This window comes from Actinomycetota bacterium (assembly GCA_014360645.1).
Taxonomy (GTDB): Bacteria; Actinomycetota; Geothermincolia; order Geothermincolales; family RBG-13-55-18; genus Solincola_B.
Map to the genome: position 1 here is coordinate 181,593 of JACIXD010000001.1, position 15,867 is coordinate 197,459.

Annotated in this window: 10 protein-coding genes; 9 read left to right on the plus strand and 1 reads right to left on the minus strand. The window is 67.4% G+C overall.

Translation table 11 applies throughout. From position 1 onward, the window contains the following. Positions 1–93 precede the first annotated feature (93 nt). The 8 genes from H5T74_00830 (at position 94) to H5T74_00865 (ending at position 9,083) form a co-directional block, all read left to right on the plus strand. Complete coding sequence (locus tag H5T74_00830; GenBank protein MBC7228923.1) at positions 94–912, plus strand: ABC transporter permease; 819 nt, start codon at positions 94–96, stop codon at positions 910–912. Continuing rightward, entirely contained in the window at positions 912–2,129 is a 1,218-nt protein-coding gene (locus H5T74_00835) for an ABC transporter ATP-binding protein (GenBank protein ID MBC7228924.1), read from the plus strand. The genes H5T74_00830 and H5T74_00835 overlap by 1 nt, the downstream gene beginning before the upstream one ends. A gap of 278 nt (positions 2,130–2,407) precedes the next feature. Further along, entirely contained in the window at positions 2,408–3,523 is a 1,116-nt protein-coding gene (locus tag H5T74_00840) for a hypothetical protein (GenBank protein MBC7228925.1), read from the plus strand. A 4-nt stretch (positions 3,524–3,527) separates the two neighbouring features. Continuing rightward, positions 3,528–4,715 (plus strand): glycosyltransferase family 4 protein, encoded by a 1,188-nt coding sequence (locus H5T74_00845; GenBank protein ID MBC7228926.1) that lies wholly within the window; start codon positions 3,528–3,530, stop codon positions 4,713–4,715. Between the two features lie 37 nt (positions 4,716–4,752). After that, a complete protein-coding gene (locus H5T74_00850; protein ID MBC7228927.1) occupies positions 4,753–5,835 on the plus strand; it encodes a glycosyltransferase in 1,083 nt (360 codons plus the stop codon). 76 nt (positions 5,836–5,911) lie between these two features. Next, entirely contained in the window at positions 5,912–6,856 is a 945-nt protein-coding gene (locus tag H5T74_00855; GenBank protein MBC7228928.1) for a hypothetical protein, read from the plus strand. Continuing rightward, positions 6,853–7,995 (plus strand): glycosyltransferase family 4 protein, encoded by a 1,143-nt coding sequence (locus H5T74_00860; protein MBC7228929.1) that lies wholly within the window; start codon positions 6,853–6,855, stop codon positions 7,993–7,995. Before H5T74_00855 ends, H5T74_00860 begins: the two co-directional genes overlap by 4 nt. After that, a complete protein-coding gene (locus H5T74_00865; GenBank protein MBC7228930.1) occupies positions 7,992–9,083 on the plus strand; it encodes a glycosyltransferase in 1,092 nt (363 codons plus the stop codon). Before H5T74_00860 ends, H5T74_00865 begins: the two co-directional genes overlap by 4 nt. 313 nt (positions 9,084–9,396) lie before the next feature. Here the strand turns inward: H5T74_00865 and H5T74_00870 are convergent, their stop codons facing one another. Beyond that, positions 9,397–12,558, minus strand: a complete 3,162-nt coding sequence (locus H5T74_00870; protein ID MBC7228931.1) for a PAS domain S-box protein — start codon at positions 12,556–12,558, stop codon at positions 9,397–9,399. 478 nt (positions 12,559–13,036) lie between these two features. Here H5T74_00870 and H5T74_00875 point away from each other — a divergent pair, with 478 nt between their 5' ends. After that, on the plus strand, positions 13,037–15,610 hold the full coding sequence (locus H5T74_00875) for a glycosyltransferase family 39 protein (protein ID MBC7228932.1): 2,574 nt from the start codon (positions 13,037–13,039) through the stop codon (positions 15,608–15,610). Positions 15,611–15,867: the final 257 nt, after the last annotated feature.

A 15,867-nucleotide genomic window follows, 5' to 3' on the forward strand; every position in this document is an offset into this window, starting at 1 on the left:
AGGGATGTGACGTCCGCGGGGGATGGAAAAGACCCTGAAGCGACCATGGCCTCATTTGCTTTTTAAGGGGGCGGTGGATTAACTTCTTTAGTTATGAAAGAGTACCTGAGGCGCCTCTTCGAGTACCGCGAGCTGCTGTTCAACCTCACCCGCAAGGAGGTGAAGGTCAAGTACAAGAACTCGTTCCTCGGTTTCGTGTGGTCGCTGGTCACGCCGCTGATGATGCTGGTGGTCTTCTACGTGGCCTTCGGGATCATCTTCAAACTCCGGGCCATGAACATGCGCTACTACGCCTTTTTCCTCATGGCGGGGATCCTGCCCTGGAACTACCTGTCCATCGCCCTCATGCAGGGGGTGGGCTCGGTGGTCATGAACGGCGACCTGGTGAAGAAGGTCTACTTCCCCCGGGAGGTGCTGCCCCTTTCCTACCTGGGGTCGGCCTCCTTCCATTTCCTGCTCCAGGAGCTCATGCTCATCGTCTTCCTGCTCACCTTCCGGGTGCCGCTGACGCCCTGGATCCTGGCCTTTCCCCTGCTGGTGATGCTGCAGATGACCTTCATCGCCGGGCTGTCGCTGCTGCTCTCGGCGCTGAACGTCTTCTTCCGCGACGTGCAGCATTTCACCGAGATCCTGCTCACGGCGTGGTTCTGGATGACCCCGGTGGTCTATCCCGTCTCCTATATCCGCGACAACCTGCCGGCCTGGGCGGTGCGGCTGTACCTGCTCAATCCCATGGCCCACATGGTGATGCTCTGGCAGCGCATCGTCTATAATTCGCCGGTGAACGGGCCCTCGGCGTACGGGCTCTCCGTCGAGGGCATACTGGGGACGGTGGGGGTGTCCGTGCTCCTGCTGGTCCTCGGGTACTACGCCTTCTGCCGGCTCGAGGGAAGATTCGCGGAGTTCATCTGATGGCGGCTAGGGAGATAGGGACGCGGGCCACCTCGGAGGTCCCCGCCATAAGGGTGGAGGGGGTGAGCAAGAGCTTCCGCCTCTACCATGACGTAAACTACACCCTCAAGGAAAGGATCATCAACTGGCGCAAGCGCGGCTACGACCTCTTCTGGGCGCTCCGTAACGTGGACCTCACGGTCTATAAAGGGGAGACCCTGGGGATCATCGGCCCCAACGGGTCCGGGAAGTCCACCCTCCTGCGCCTCATGACCCGCATAATGAAGCCCAACCAGGGGCGCATCCAGACCTACGGGACCATCGCCGCCCTGCTGGAGCTGGGGGCGGGCTTCCATCCCGACCTCACGGGGCGGGAGAACATCTACCTCAACGCCTCCATTCTGGGGTTCAGGAGGCGGGACCTGGAGGGGCTCATCGACGGCATCATCGCCTTTTCCGAACTGGGGCCGTTCATCGACAACCAGGTCAAGAACTACTCCTCGGGGATGTACGTGCGCCTTGGCTTCTCCATCGCCATCAACCTCAACCCCGATATCCTGCTCATCGACGAGGTGCTGGCGGTGGGGGACGAGTCCTTCCAGACCAAGTGCCTCAACCGCATAGCGCGCATGCAGCAGGAGGGCAAGACCATCGTGCTGGTGACCCACGAGGCGAACATCGCCGCCTCCATCTGCGACCGCGTGCTCTGGCTGGAGCAGGGGAGAGAGAGGATGCTCGGAGATCCCCGCGAGGTGACCGAGCGCTACCACGAGGCCATGCGCATGCGCCCGGAGGGGAGCGAGTTCGGCACCCGGGACATCGTCATCGAGAAGGTGGAGATCCTGGACCGCCACGGCACGGAAGCGGTGGAGTTCGAGACCGGCGAGCCCCTCACCCTGCGCCTCCATTACCGCGCGCTGCGCCCCGTGGAAGACCCCGTCTTCGGCTTCGGTTTTTACGACCAGATGGGCTTCATGGTCTACGGCACCAACACGCGCCTGCGCGGCATGACCATCCCCAGGGTGGCGGGTAAGGGGAGGATGGACTTCTCCATCGCCTCCCTATACATGCTGGACGGGAGATATTACGTCTCCGTGGCGGCTCATACCCGCGACGGCCTGGTGAACTACCACTGGCTGGACAAGCTCTTCTACTTCGACGTGCACTCGCCCGGCATGGAGGAGGGCTACCTGGCCATGGAGTGCGAGATCGACATGGTCGAAGAGGAGCTCTCGTAGCCACGGTCCCCGCGTACCCGGGTCACTCGTCGGTGCCGGGAGGGTGAGGCGCGGCGCGGGCCGGTGACACGGCAGCCGCCCGCGAAGGCCTTCACGGGCGCGGGGTGCGGCAGGGATAGCGGGAGCCTCGGGCGAAAAAATCTTTGAAAAACCGTGGTCGGGCCAACGCCCGGCGCGCAAGGAGGGCGGCGAGGACCGCGGCGGCTTAACGCGGTCCCGGCCTTGAAGGGGCGGAAGGAAGGCCGCGGCGGCGCGGCCGCGAGAGATGGAGCGGCGGGATGAGCGAGAAAGAGGATATGACCGGAGGGACGGCGCGGAGAGCGGCGGATAATCTCTCCCTGGACCTGGAGACGGTCGATGTCGGGGAGATCATGCGCGCCATCGAGGAGCGGGTGGAGAGGCGCCGTGCCGACGGCGTGTACCGTGACCTGCCCCTGCTGGAGTTGGAGGACATGCGCACGGGGGGAGGGGAGGACGAGATCAGCCTCGACCCCCTGCACGAGCTCATCTTCCTGGTGCAGCTGGCGAGGCAGTACGCCGAGGTCACCAGCCATTATCCCATAGGGTCGCGCCGTTCCGTGGTGGGCCCGCTCATCGCGCTAGCCAAGAAGGCCATGCGCCGTTTCATGACCCCCTACATGGACGCCCTCTTCGCCAAGCAGCGCGAGTTCAACGCCCAGTGTCTGCGCTCCATGGAGGTCTTCCTGGAGATGATCAAGCGCGAGCGCGAGCGCTCCTACCACGGGGGCTTGGACCGCTACACCGCCTGGGTAGAGCTGGGTTTCGCGGAGGACGACGAGGATCTGCTGCGGGAGGCGGCGCGACGTTTTCCCGAGGGAGAGCCCGTGGTGCACCTCGCGAGCGGCACGGGGAGCTTTTTGGCCGCGGCCCGCTCCGAGGGCCGGGAGGCGGTGGGGGTGGAGGAAGACGAGCGGCTGGTCTGGCTGTCGCAGGAGCAGGACCTCAGGGTGATCTCCGCCCGCCCCGCGGACTTCCTCGACTCCCGGCCTCCGGAGTCGCTGCGGGCGGTTTTCCTGCGGGAGCTGGGGGAAAGAGACGACGCGCGCGAGCTGGTATGGATGGTCAACGCCCTCGCCGACCGCGTGGAGAGGGAGGGCAGGGTGGTGGTGCTCAACCACCATCCCCGCTCCGTGCTGGGGGTGGAGGAGGCCTTCCGGGACCCCACCCTGCTGCGGCTGGTGCACCCGGAGACCATGCGGGGCCTCTTCCTCCACGCCGGATTCCGCGAGGTGGAGGTGGCGGAGGCGGGCGAGTACACGCGGCAGGAGATGGCGGAATGGGGCAAAAGGCTTGGCGGAGCCTTCCCGGAGGGCGAGGCCATGGCGGAGATGCTCTTCGGCCCGCGGCGCTATCTCCTGGAGGCGAGGAGGTAGGGCCTTGGGCGCGGAGAAGGTGGCCTTCGTCCCCGTGCGCTACGGTCCCCGGGTGGTGGGGGGCGCGGAGGCCCTCACCCGCGCCCTGGTGGAGGAGCTGGATTCCAGGGGGTGGCCGGTGGAGGTCATCACCACCTGCGCCCTGGACCCCTACAGCTGGACCAACCACTTCCCGCCGGGGACGGAGACGGTGCATGGCATCACCGTGCGCCGCTTCCCCACCGAGAGCCGCAAGTACACGCGCAAGGTGTTCCGCACCGAGACGCGCATGCTGCAGGGGAAGAGGGTCTCGCGGCGCCGGCAGGAGTTCTGGATACGCAGCGTGGTCACCAGCGAGGCCATGTGCCGCTGGCTGGGGGAGCACCGCGACGAGTACCGCGCCTTCGTCTTCGCCCCCTACCTCTTCGGCACCACCTACCTGGGGGTACTGGAGGTGCCGGAGAAGTCCTACATCATCCCCTGCCTGCACGACGAGCCCTATGCCTACCAGTACATCTACCGCAAGCTCATGCGCTCCGCGCGGGGGCTGATGTTCAACAGCGTGCCGGAGATGGAGCTGGCGCGCCGCATCTTCGGCGAGGACCTGCCGGGCCGGGTGGTGGGGATGGGGTTCAGCCCCTATGGCGCGGACGGGGAGCGCTTCCGCTACAAGTACTCCATCGAGGGCGACTTCATCCTCTACACCGGAAGGAGGGAGATCGCCAAGAACACCCCCCTGCTGCTGCGCTATTTCTGCAACTTCCTGGAGAACACGGGCCGGGAGGTGAGCCTGGCGCTCACGGGAGCGGGGCAGGTGGAGATCCCCTTCTCCTTCCGCAACCGGGTCATCGACGTGGGGTTCGTGGACCAGCGGGACCTGCGGGACGCCTACGCCGCCGCCACCCTCATCTGCCATCCCTCCACCAAGGAAAGTTTTTCCATCATGATCCTGGAGGCCTGGCTGGCCGGACTTCCCTGCCTGGTGCACGGGGACTGCGCGGTCACCCGTCACCACGTGGAGAGCAGCGGGGGAGGGCTGTGGTTCACCGACTACCCCACCTTCCACGAGGCGTTGGAGTTCCTCCTCGACCACCCGGCGGCACGGGCGAGGATGGGGGAGAGGGGGCGGGACTACGTGCTCGCCAACTATTCCTGGGACGAGGTGGTGCGCAACTTCGAGACCGTCCTGGAGGAAGGGGAGGCGAGGGGTTGAGGGCGCGGCGCGCGGTCCCGGAGCGAGGAGGGGAACGGTGAGGGTGCACCAGATAGTGCCGCGCCTGGACGCGGGGGACGCCGTCTCCGACGAGGCGCTGGCCATCCACAGGCTGGTGACGGCATGGGGGTTCGAATCGCGCATCTACGCCAACGGTATGGACGAGTTCGGCAAGCGCCATGCCTCCTACGACCACGCCTACCAGGAGTTCATGCGCGAGAAGGACGACCTCCTCATCTACCACTACTCCATCTACTGCGGAAACTACCGCTATTACCTGGAGAGCGAGTCCCGGAAGGTGCTCATCTACCACAACATCACCCCCCCGGAGTTCTTCGAGCGCTTCTATCCCGAGGCGGCGAACCTCTGCCGGCTGGGAAGGGAGCTGCTGCCCCGCCTGGCGGTATGCGAACTCGCCCTGGGGGATTCGGATTTCAACCGGCGGGAGCTGGTGGCGGTGGGGTTCCCGGAGGAGAGGACGGGGGTGCTGCCCATAAACCCTCCCCTGCACAAACTGGACGGGGTGGAGGAGGACGCCGGGCTGGGACGCTCACTGTCCGACGGCAGGACCAACCTCCTCTTCGTGGGGAGGGTGGTGCCCAACAAGCGCGTGGAGGACATCGTCAAGCTCTTCTATTGCTATCACCGGGGGGTGAACGCACATTCCCGCCTGGTGGTGGCGGGGTCCATCCTCAGCACCTACCACTCCGCCCTCCTCTCCCTGGCGCGGCGCATGGGCATCGCCGACCGCGTGTTCTTCCTGGGCAAGGTGAGCGACGGGGCCCTCAAGGCCTGCTACCGCCGCTCCCATTACTATGTCTCCATGAGCGAGCACGAGGGCTTCTGCGTGCCCCTGCTGGAGGCCTTCCACTTCCGGCTTCCGGTGCTGGCCTACGCCGCGGGAGCGGTGCCGGAGACCATGGGCGGGGCGGGCATCCTGGTGCACGACAAGGACTACCCCCTGCTGGCCGAGCTCCTGGACCGCCTGGGAAGGGACGAGGTGATGCGGGGCCGGGTGCTGGCGGCCCAGGAGGCGAGGCTGGAGGAGTTCGGGGAGGACCGCTTCGCGCGGTCGCTGCGCGAGGCCCTGGAGAGGTTGGAGGTCCGCGCACCGGCGTAACGGCATAATGCGGCATACGGGAAAAGCCGTGGTCGATGCGGCGAGGGCGAGGGCCTGACCCCGCGAGGAGGGGAAGATGATAGAGGTCAACGGCAAGGAGCTGGACGAGCACGGGCTGCGGGCGCGCGCGGAGGCGAGGCGCCGGGCGGGCCTTTACGACCGGCGCCTGCTGGCCATGCTGGAGAGGGACATCGTGGAGGAGATCGAGGAGCACGCCTTTTCCATGATCCAGGTGGTCTTCGACCTGCAGCGGGCGCTGGAGGACCGGGGCGCCAGGCTGGAGCCGCCGGCCGACCTCGGCGCCGGCGAGCGGGGCAGAGGAAGAGCGGCCTCCTTCGCGCGCCGGCTGCAGACGCGCTTCATCCGCACCGTGAACGAGGGCTACGTGCAGCAGCAGGAGAAGTTCAACACCTTCTTCACCAAGGCTGTGGACATCTCCTACCGCCAGCTCTGCGGCGCCGGGAGCGGCCTGGAGATGGGGGAGGCGGCGGAGCGCCGGGAGACCTGGATCTCGCGCCGTCCGGAGTGGGGAGAGGAGGTGTGGCGGGAGGTCCTGGAGGCGGAAAGCGGCAGGGTGCTGGTGGTGGGCATACCGGGCCTGGGTTTCCTGGAGGCCGCGCGCGAGGCCGGGCGCCTGCTCATGGCCCTGGACACCGACGACCTGGCGGTGGCGGAGGCCCAGTCGCGCTTCCTCCCGGCATGGTTCCACCACCGTCCCCTGGAGGTCCTCGAGCACCTGGGAGACGAGGAGGTGGGGATGGTGGTGGTGGCCTTTCCGGAGTGCCTGAGCGGAGGCGAGCTCTCCTTGGTGGCGGGCTGGGCGGGTTCGCGACTGGAGGAAAAGGGAGTGGTGCTCCTCGCTCTCAACCGAGGCCGTAACCGGGCGATGTCGGGGGATGACGGCCTGGTGCGTTTCTGGCCGCGCCGCTTCCTGCAGGCGGCTCTGGAGAAAAGGGGCTTTTCCTGCCGCGAATGGAGGGCGGGAGACCAGGTTTTCCTGAGGGGGGAGAAGGAGGCTTGAGGGTCCACCAGGTGGTACCGCGCCTGGACGCTGGCGACGCCATCGGCAACATCGCCATGACCATCCACCGGGCCCTGGAGAGACTGGGATACGAGGCGCGTATCTACGCCTACGACATGGACGACTACGGGCGCCGCCACGCCTCCTTCGACGCCGCCTACCGGGAGTTCATGGAAGAGGAGGAGGACCTGCTCCTCTATCACTACGGCCTCTACTGCGACAATTACCGCATGTTCCTGGAGAGCCGCAACCGCAAGGCGCTCATCTACCACAACATCACCCCCCCGGAGTTCTACGAGGCTTTCCTGCCCGAGGCGGTGCACCTCTGCGCCCTGGGCAGGAAGGTGCTGGCGCAGCTCACCCGGTGCGACCTGGCCCTTGGGGTGTCCGACTTCAACCGCCGGGAGCTGGTGGCGGCGGGGTTCCAGGAGGAGAGGACGGGGGTGCTGCCCGTGCACCCACCGGTGGAGAAGCTGGAGGAGGCGGAGGAGGACCCGCGCCTGGCGCGCTGGCTCGGCGACGGCAAGACAAACCTCCTGCACGTGGGGAGGGTGGTGCCCAACAAGAGGTGCGAGGACGTGATAAGGCTCTTCTGCTGTTACCATCGCGGGGTGAAAGCCCGTTCCCGGCTGGTCTTCGCGGGTCCCCTGCCCGTGAACACCTATTATTCCGCCCTCCTCTCCCTGGCGCGGCGCATGGGCATCGCCGACCGCGTGTTCTTCCTGGGCAAGGTGAGCGACGGGGCCCTCAAGGCCTGCTACCGCCGCTCCCATTACTATGTCTCCATGAGCGAGCACGAGGGCTTCTGCGTGCCCCTGCTGGAGGCCTTCCACTTCCGGCTTCCGGTGCTGGCCTACGCCGCGGGAGCGGTGCCGGAGACCATGGGCGGGGCGGGCATCCTGGTGCACGACAAGGACTACCCCCTGCTGGCCGAGCTCCTGGACCGCCTGGGAAGGGACGAGGTGATGCGGGGCCGGGTGCTGGCGGCCCAGGAGGCGAGGCTGGAGGAGTTCGGGGAGGAAGCCTTCACCGCCGCCATAAGGAAGATAATGGAAAGACTGGCCGGGGGCCTCCCGCGGGGCGGGGAGGAAGCCCGGGAGGGGGAGGAGGAAAGGGCAGAGGAGGTGGAGCGGGGGTGAGGGTACACCAGATATGCGCGCGCCTGCAGTTCGGGGACGCCGTCACCGGCCAGGTGCTGCGCATCCACGAGACGGTGAAATCATGGGGCTGGGAGAGCCATGTCTACACCACCGCCCACGACGAGCGCATGGCGCCGCTTGACGAGGGGCTGAAGGCCTACCGCGGGGAATACTTGAGGCGGAAGGACGACCTCCTCCTCTATCATCTCTCGGTCTACGACGAGAACCACCGCCTCTACCTGGAGAGCCGCAACCGCAAAGTCCTCGTCTACCACAACATCACCCCTCCGGAGTTCCTGGAGCCCTACGACCCCCACCTCGCCGAGGTGTGCCGCAGGGGGCGGGAGCTGCTCCCCGCGCTGCGGGACTGTGACCTCGCCCTGGGGGATTCGGAGTACAACCGCCGGGAGCTGGCGGCGGCGGGCTTCCCGGAGGAGAGGACGGGGGTGCTCCCCATCTTCGTGGACCTGGAGGCCCTGGGGGGAGAATACAACCGCCCGCTGCTGCGCGAGCTCGACGACGGGCGGGTAAACGTGCTCTTCGTGGGGCGCCTGGTGCCCAACAAGCGGGTGGAGGACCTCATCGACGTGTTCGCCGCCTACCACCGCGGCGTGAACGCCCACTCGCGGCTGCTCCTGGTGGGCACGTCCTGGTCCGTGACCTACAACGCGGAGCTGGCCAGGCGGGTGCGGCGGCACGGCCTGCAGGGATGCGTCTCCATACCGGGATGGTCCTGGGGGGTGAGCGACGAGGACCTGCGGGCCTATTACCGCGCCGCGAGGGTGTTTGTGACCTGCAGCCTGCACGAGGGCTTCTGCGTGCCCCTGCTGGAGAGCATGTTCTTCCGGGTGCCCGTGCTGGCCCGGCACGCCGCGGCCATCCCCTTCACCCTGGGGGGAGCGGGGATGACCTTCCGCGAACTCGACCCGCCCCTGCTGGCGGAGGCGGTGGAGGAGCTGGCCTTCAACCGCGAGCTGCGGGAGGAGCTTGCGGAGAGGGGGAGGCGGAGGCTTGAGGAATTCCACCCCGAGAAGACGGCGCGGAGGCTGCGCTCTTTCCTGGAGGGTGTGGCCGGGAGCCGGCCATGATCCCGGCTGGGACCCGGCACCGGAGCATGACGGGGAAAGGGGGATCCCGCCGGGGATCGTGCCGGTTCATCCTGTGCAGACGCGACCGGTGACGGGAGCGAGGCGCGTTGGCTCGTCAGGCAAGAGCCCCTGCGGTGTGCGGGATGGCGCGTGAGCCGCATGGGACGAGCGGATGAACGGACACCATTCCGTGCCCTCCCGGCAGGAGGTCGGCTGAGGGAGCTACGGCTAACGGCCGGTCCTACGGGCGTCCGGAGAGGAGTGGATATGGGACGGGACCGGTCCCCTTCTCGCGTATCCGAAAGGGTCGCCCTCACTTTCCCAGGGGCAGGGTGAAGGAGAAGACCGAGCCACCGCCCTCGCGCGGCTGGTGCCAGATGCGCCCTCCGTGCTCCTCCACGATGCGCCTGCCTATGTAGAGGCCGAGGCCCAGGCCGGGACCGCCGTGACGCAGGGCTCCTCCTACCCGGTAAAAGCGCAGGAAGACCTTGTCGCCTTCCCCCTCGGGAACGCCGGATCCGCGGTCGAGAACGGAGAAGACGATCTCGCCGCCTTCCGCGCGTCCCTGAAGCTCGACGGGCTGAAAGGCGGGCGAATGCTTCACCGCGTTGTCCAGCAGGATGACGAATAGGCGCAGGAGACGGTTGGGGTCGGCATCCGTCACCACGCCTTCCCGCGGGAGGTCTTGCGCGAAGGTCCTCTCGGGGTATCTCAAGGCCATCTCCCTGAGCGCCTCGGCGGCGACGCCCACCACGTCCGTGGGCTCGAGCTCCAGTGAGAAGGCACCGCGCTGGATGCGGGTGGCGTCGAGGAGCTCCTCCACCACGTAGACCAGGCGGTCCGCCCCCACCTCGATGCCCCGCAGGGCGGCATCCATGGCCTCGGGGGAGAGGTTTCCGCGCCGGGCCAGGATGGTGGCGGCATAGCCCTTGAGGAGGGTCGCGGGATGGCGCAGCTCGTGGGCCGCTATGTCCATGAAGTCGCGCATGCGCCCCGCGTACTCCTCCAGCCTCCTCTCATATTCCTTCTTCTCGGTGATATCGATGAGCGAAGCTACGCTCTTTCCCGAGGGGGATAGCCGGTTCACGCTCACCAGCACCGTTCTCGTGTTCCCCTCGCGGTCCAGAAGGCGGCACTCGTACTGCAGGGGTGCGGCTGCTGCGCCACGCATCATCTTTCGCGCTATGGACCTGACCCTCGCGACATCCTCCGGGTGGACGAAATCCCAGTAGCGCATGCGTCCCTCGATCCTCTCCTTTTCCATGCCCACCATCCTGGAGAACTCGCGGTTGGTGAGGGAGATGGTGCCGTCCGCCTCGATGATCCCCATGGCCGTCCCCGTGGACTCGAAGGTGGCGCGGTAGCGTTCCTCGCTCTCGCGCAGGCCGTTCTCGGCGCGGCGGCGGTCGGTGATGTCGCGGGCGATGCCCTCTATGGCCACCAGCTCTCCCGCATGGTCGAATACGGGGGTGTTCACCTGCTCCGTCCAGATGACGGAGCCGTCCCTGCGTACCCACCGCACCTCGAGGGGCCTTCCAGACTCCAGCGCTCCGGAGGCCATCTCCTCCAGGAGGCGGCGGTCGTCGGGATGTACCAGCTTGAAGCCCAGGTTAGGGTCCCGGTAATGGTCCTCAGGGGTGTAGCCGGTTATGGCGGTTGAGGAGGGGCTGACGTACTCGAAACGCCGCTCCGGCCTCAGCCTGATGCGGTAGATGAGGTCCCGGGCGTTCTCCGCCAGCAGGCGGAAGGCCTCCTCCCTTGCCCCCAGGTCCTCCTCCGCGCGCACCCTCTCCGTGATGTCGGTGATGAAGCCCTCGAGGACGGCGGTGCCGCCCTCATCCTCTCCCACCCTGCGGCCCTGCTCCCAGACCCATTTCTCCTCTCCCGCGGCGGTGCGTATGCGGTAGGTGAGCCGGAAGGGCTCGCCGGATGCGAGCGCCTCCTGGACGGCATCCCAGACCATGTCGCGGTCTTGGGGATGGATGAGGTCGGCGTAGGAGACGGTGCGGTCTCCCGTCAGGTCCTCGGGGCGGTAACCGGTGAGCTCCGTGCTGCCCTCGCTCACGAAGAGCATGGTCCATGAGGGGTCGTCCAGGCAGCGGTAGGCCATCCCCGGAAGGTTGCTCAGCAGGGTCTCGAAGGCCCGGCGGCTCTCGGCCAAGGCCCGCTCCACCTCCGCCTGCTCGGTGATGTCGCGGGCGTTCACCAGCAGGCCACGGATCGCGGGGTCCTCCCGGAGGTCGGCGCAGATGCACTCGAGGCGGCGCCACGCGCCGTCGCTCACCCTAGCGCGCATCTCCAGCCTCACCGCCTCCCCCTCCTCAGCGCAGGCGGTGAGACCTTCCCGCAGCGACGCGAGGTCATCGGGGTGGACGAGGTCGAAGAGGGAGGAGCCCTCCAGGGAACGCTCCGGGAGGCCGAGGGCGCGTGTCAGGGAGGGGCTGTGGTAGCGCGGGCGCCCCTCGCCGTCGAGGATGAGGGTTATGTCGTGGGACCTCTCGACCAGGGCGCGGTGGTGTCTCTCGGAATCGCTCACCGCCCTGCGCAGGCGTATGCGCACCAGGGCCTCGCCGATATGGCCCAGCATGGCCTCCAGGGCGCGCCGGGACCGCGGCGGGATCTCGTCCTTCTCGTGGGAGGCCAGGTTGACGCAGCCCACCGCCTCTCCCTCGTGCATGATGGGGACCACGGCGATGGCTCTGATGCCCTCCGCGAGTTGGGCGTCCTCCTTGGGCACCGGCAGCTCACCGTAGTTCACGTAGAGCGCCTCGCCCGCCTTCACCAGGGCGGCGCGCGGAGAGCTCGCGTCGTATTCGCGGATGAGCTCCACGAAATCGCCGGACAATCCGAGGTGATGGATGAGCTTGAAGCCCCCCGTGACCTCGTCCAGTACATAGATGCCGCCGCTGTCCATTCCCGAGGCCTCGATGACCGCTTCCAGAGAGAGGCGCAGGGCTTCCTCCGGGTCCTCCGTCCTCCCCAGGCGTACGCTCAAGTCGCGCTGGAGGGAGATGATGCGCTCGGCCTCCCAGCGGTCGGTGACGTCGCGCGAGTTAACCACCAGCCCGCGCACCCCGGGGTCGCATAAGAGGTTGCGGGAGCTCACCTCGTGTACGCGCCACGAGCCGTCATGATGGCGCAGCCGCACCAGCGCGCGCCCCGTCACCCCCGGCCTCGCGGCGGCCGCCCCCAGGGCTTCCCGGGACCCCTCGAGGTCGTCGGGGTGGACGAAGGAGAAGATGGAGCGTCCCGCAAGCTCCTCTGGAGGGTAGCCGAGGAGTTCCCGCACGGAGCCGCTGCAGAAAGTGATGGTGCCGTCCTCCCGCAGCACGCAGATGAGGTCCTGGGCGTTTTCCACCAGCACGCGGAAGAGCCCGCCGTCGGGCGCGGGTTGCGGGGAATGCATGTCCCCTTCCCGTTCTTTATTCCTGCCGGTGCGGGGGTCCCGCGACCGGTCCCCGCTTGGGCGCTCCAAGTCTTCCTCCCTCCGGGAAGCGCGATACCCTTGATAGGCGGATTCGGGTATCCACAAGCCCGACGCCGAACCATCCGAACGCATCACGCGCTTTTATGTGGTGAATATATTATGCACGGCCTGCCTTCATGTAAACACGCCGAGGACCGAGGTCGCCGGGAGGTCGGGATAAACGGGAGATCGGGCGTTCCCGCGCTGAAGACGGACTAGCCTTATCGTGTCATGACGCCCGAAGAGGTCGGGGCATGCGGCGCTGGCGGAGCGGCTTGAGAGGTCGAACCCTCTCCGAACCCGTCACCTTCGAAGGGTCCAAGGCGACGGCGCGCAGCCGCGCTCCCGGCGCCGCCGCTTGCGCGGCGCGAACCGGCGTGCACGGCGATATGCGCGGGATGGAAAAGAGAGGGAGCATCGAATATATTTAGGAGAATTTGAAACCCGGCGCCTCGTCGGGGCGTCAGGGACAGGGGAAAGGAGAGATTTGACGCGGGCGAGTCTGCCGGAAAGGCTGCGTTGTGCGAGGAAGGCGGAGTGCGCATTCGTGCTGGCCTTCTTCCTCGTCCTCGCAGTCATCTTCACCTGGCCCCTCATCCTCCATCCCCACGACGGCATCATCGGGGGGCACGGCGACCCCCTGCTCAACTCCTGGATCATCTCCTGGGACGCCAGGACCTTCTTCACCAACCCCACCGGGCTCTTCCAGGGGAACATCCTCTACCCGTCGCGTGACGTGCTGGCCTATTCCGAGCATGCGCTCGGCATGGGGATCATCGCCGCCCCCGTCTATCTCCTCTCCGGGAACCCCGTCCTGGCCTACAACTTCCTCGTCTTTCTGGGTTTCGTGCTCGCGGGCCTCGGCTGCTACCTGCTGGTAAAGAAGCTCACCGGCAGCAGGTGGGGCGGGCTGGTGGCGGGGGTCTTCTTCTCTTTCTGCTTCTACAAGGTGAGCCGCCTCAGCCACCTGCAGATATTCTTCATCCCCTTCCTCCCCTTCATGCTCCTCCACCTTTACCGCTACCTGGAGCGCGGGCGCCTGCGCAACCTCCTGCTGTTTGCCCTCTTCTTCCTCGTGCAGTCCCTGTGCAGCTGGCACTCCATGCTCTACTGCGCCATCGCCGCGGGGCTGTTGTGGGCGTGGAAGGCGGCTTTCTCCCGCCGCGCGGCGGAGTGGAAGCGGCTGCTTGCGGCGGCGGCGGCGCTCGCCGCGGCGCTGGCGGTGATGGCGCCCTTCGCCCTCCCCTACCTGCGGGCCCACCGCAGGCTGCCCGGCTTCGAGCGTTCCCTCAAGGAGGTGGAGCTGTACGGGGCCAGGGGAGAAGATTTTCTGCGCGTGCTCGACGTGAGCGCGGTATACGGCGAGGCGCCGTCCCCTTTCCGGGAGGGTTCGATAGGATATGAAAACGTGCTCTACCCGGGGGTGGTCATCCTGGTGCTGGCGGCTGCGGCGCTGCTGCTGCGGCGCCGCGACGAGGAGGCGGTGACGGCGGATGAAGCGGCCTCCTTCCGCCGGGGGGAGCTCTTCTTCCTCCTCCTGGCGGCCCTGGCCCTGCTCATGACCTTCGGGCCCAGGATCGCGGGTCGCTGGAACCCCTTCTATATGGTCCCCTACCGCCTGGGGGCGTTCAAGTTCACCCGCGTGCCGGCGCGCTTCACCATCCTGGTCTCGCTCGCCCTGGCGGTGCTGGGGGGGTACGGCGCGTCAAAGATAGCCCGGCGTGCCGCGTCGGGCGGTAACGGGGGCCGGGAGGCGAGGAGGCTCACCGGCGCCAGCCTGGTGGTTTTGCTGGCCCTCGAGCTCCTCACCGTGAACATCTTCGTCCACCCCGTCGCCGTGGGCGCGGAGGTGCCCGAGGTCTATACCTGGCTGAGGGATCAGGGAGACGTGCGGGTCATCGAGCTGCCCACCGGAACCCTGGGCCCGGTGAACCTCTATGACCGCAACGTGGACTGGAGGCCCCAGCAGGTCTACGACTACATCTACCGCGAATGCCGCGTCATGTACTTCAGCACCTACCACTGGAAAAAGATGGTTAACGGCTACAGCGGCTACATGCCCTTCTTCTACCGCCGCATCATGATGGAGATGCAGGGTTTCCCGTCCGCGCGCAGCGTGGCCCTCCTGCGCGGGCTGGGGGTGGATTACGTTCTCTGGGACTGGTCCTGGGTGGAATCGCAGCGCATGGAAGAATATAACATCAGGCTCTTCTCCATCCCGGGCCTGCAGTATGTGGACGACTTCGGGAGCAAGACGGTCTTCCGCGTCGAGCCCGGGGAGACCGTCTTCCCGGCCGACCTGGAGGTGGAGGCGGCGGCACCGCGCGCGGTCCCGACAGGGGCGGGTTTCGACCTGGGACTGCTGGTGAGCAACCGGGGAGAGGCCCCCATGGTGTGCGTGGAGGAGGCATACCAGGACTTCAGCCTGGTGCTGGAGGGCGGGGACGGGCAGGTCATCGAGGTCCCGGGGAAATACCGCCCCCCCTTCTTCGTGGACGCGGGAGAGACCATCTCCCTCCCCCTGCAGGCGGGAAGGGCGGTCCCGCCCGGGAGCTACCGGGCGGAGCTGCGCCTGGTGGGAGGGGTGCTGGGGGAGAGGAGCTTCCGGTTCCCCCTCGAGGTCGCGGAGGTGCCGGACTGGGACCGCGTGGAGCTGCTGAACGGGACGGTCGAGGTGAGCCCCTCGGAGCTTGCCCTCCCCGGCCCCGACGGGCTCTACCCCGTGGCGACGGCATCGGTGGCCAACACCGGGGGGGCCATGTGGAGGGCGCTGGACCAGAACGAGGACTTCTCCCTCCAGCCCGGCTCGGCCTATCTGGGGCTGGCTTGGACGGCGCTCGATGGCTCCCTCTGGGAACAGCAGTCCTGCTCCCTCCCCTGCGACCTCTCCCCCGGACAGTCCGTCGCGGTGCCCCTGCTGGCGCGGCCCCCGGCGGCCCCCGGCGAGTACTACCTCGACGTGGGCGTGTACGTGGTGGGAGGCGATTGGATCGTGCCGCCCGTGCGCCTGCGGGTCAGGGTGGAGGGGTGGATGGAGGCGGCCGCGGACAGGGCGGCGTAGGGGCGGGCGGCGGGCTTGCGGGAGCAGCGGGGCGCGGGAATGACGGGAAGACGGTGATAAGGCTTGGACGAGTCTCCACACCGGGAAGAAAGAGAACGGCCCGCCACGGGAGCGCCGGGACCGCTCCCCGGCGCTGGAGCACATGACCGACCTGAAGCGGTGCCCGCGGCGGGAGAGTCGTATCTCCCCCCGGCGCCGCCGGACGAGGCTCGACGGCTCGCGGCCGGAGACGAGGATGTCCCTCCGCCGGCGTCGGA

What these genes read in the sequence shown, in the direction of transcription:
- H5T74_00830 (MBC7228923.1), top strand. Translation starts at nt 94, where the DNA reads ATGAAAGAGTACCTGAGGCGCCTCTTCGAGTACCGCGAGCTGCTGTTC.
- H5T74_00835 (MBC7228924.1), top strand. Translation starts at nt 912, where the DNA reads ATGGCGGCTAGGGAGATAGGGACGCGGGCCACCTCGGAGGTCCCCGCC.
- H5T74_00840 (MBC7228925.1), top strand. Translation starts at nt 2,408, where the DNA reads ATGAGCGAGAAAGAGGATATGACCGGAGGGACGGCGCGGAGAGCGGCG.
- H5T74_00855 (MBC7228928.1), top strand. Translation starts at nt 5,912, where the DNA reads ATGATAGAGGTCAACGGCAAGGAGCTGGACGAGCACGGGCTGCGGGCG.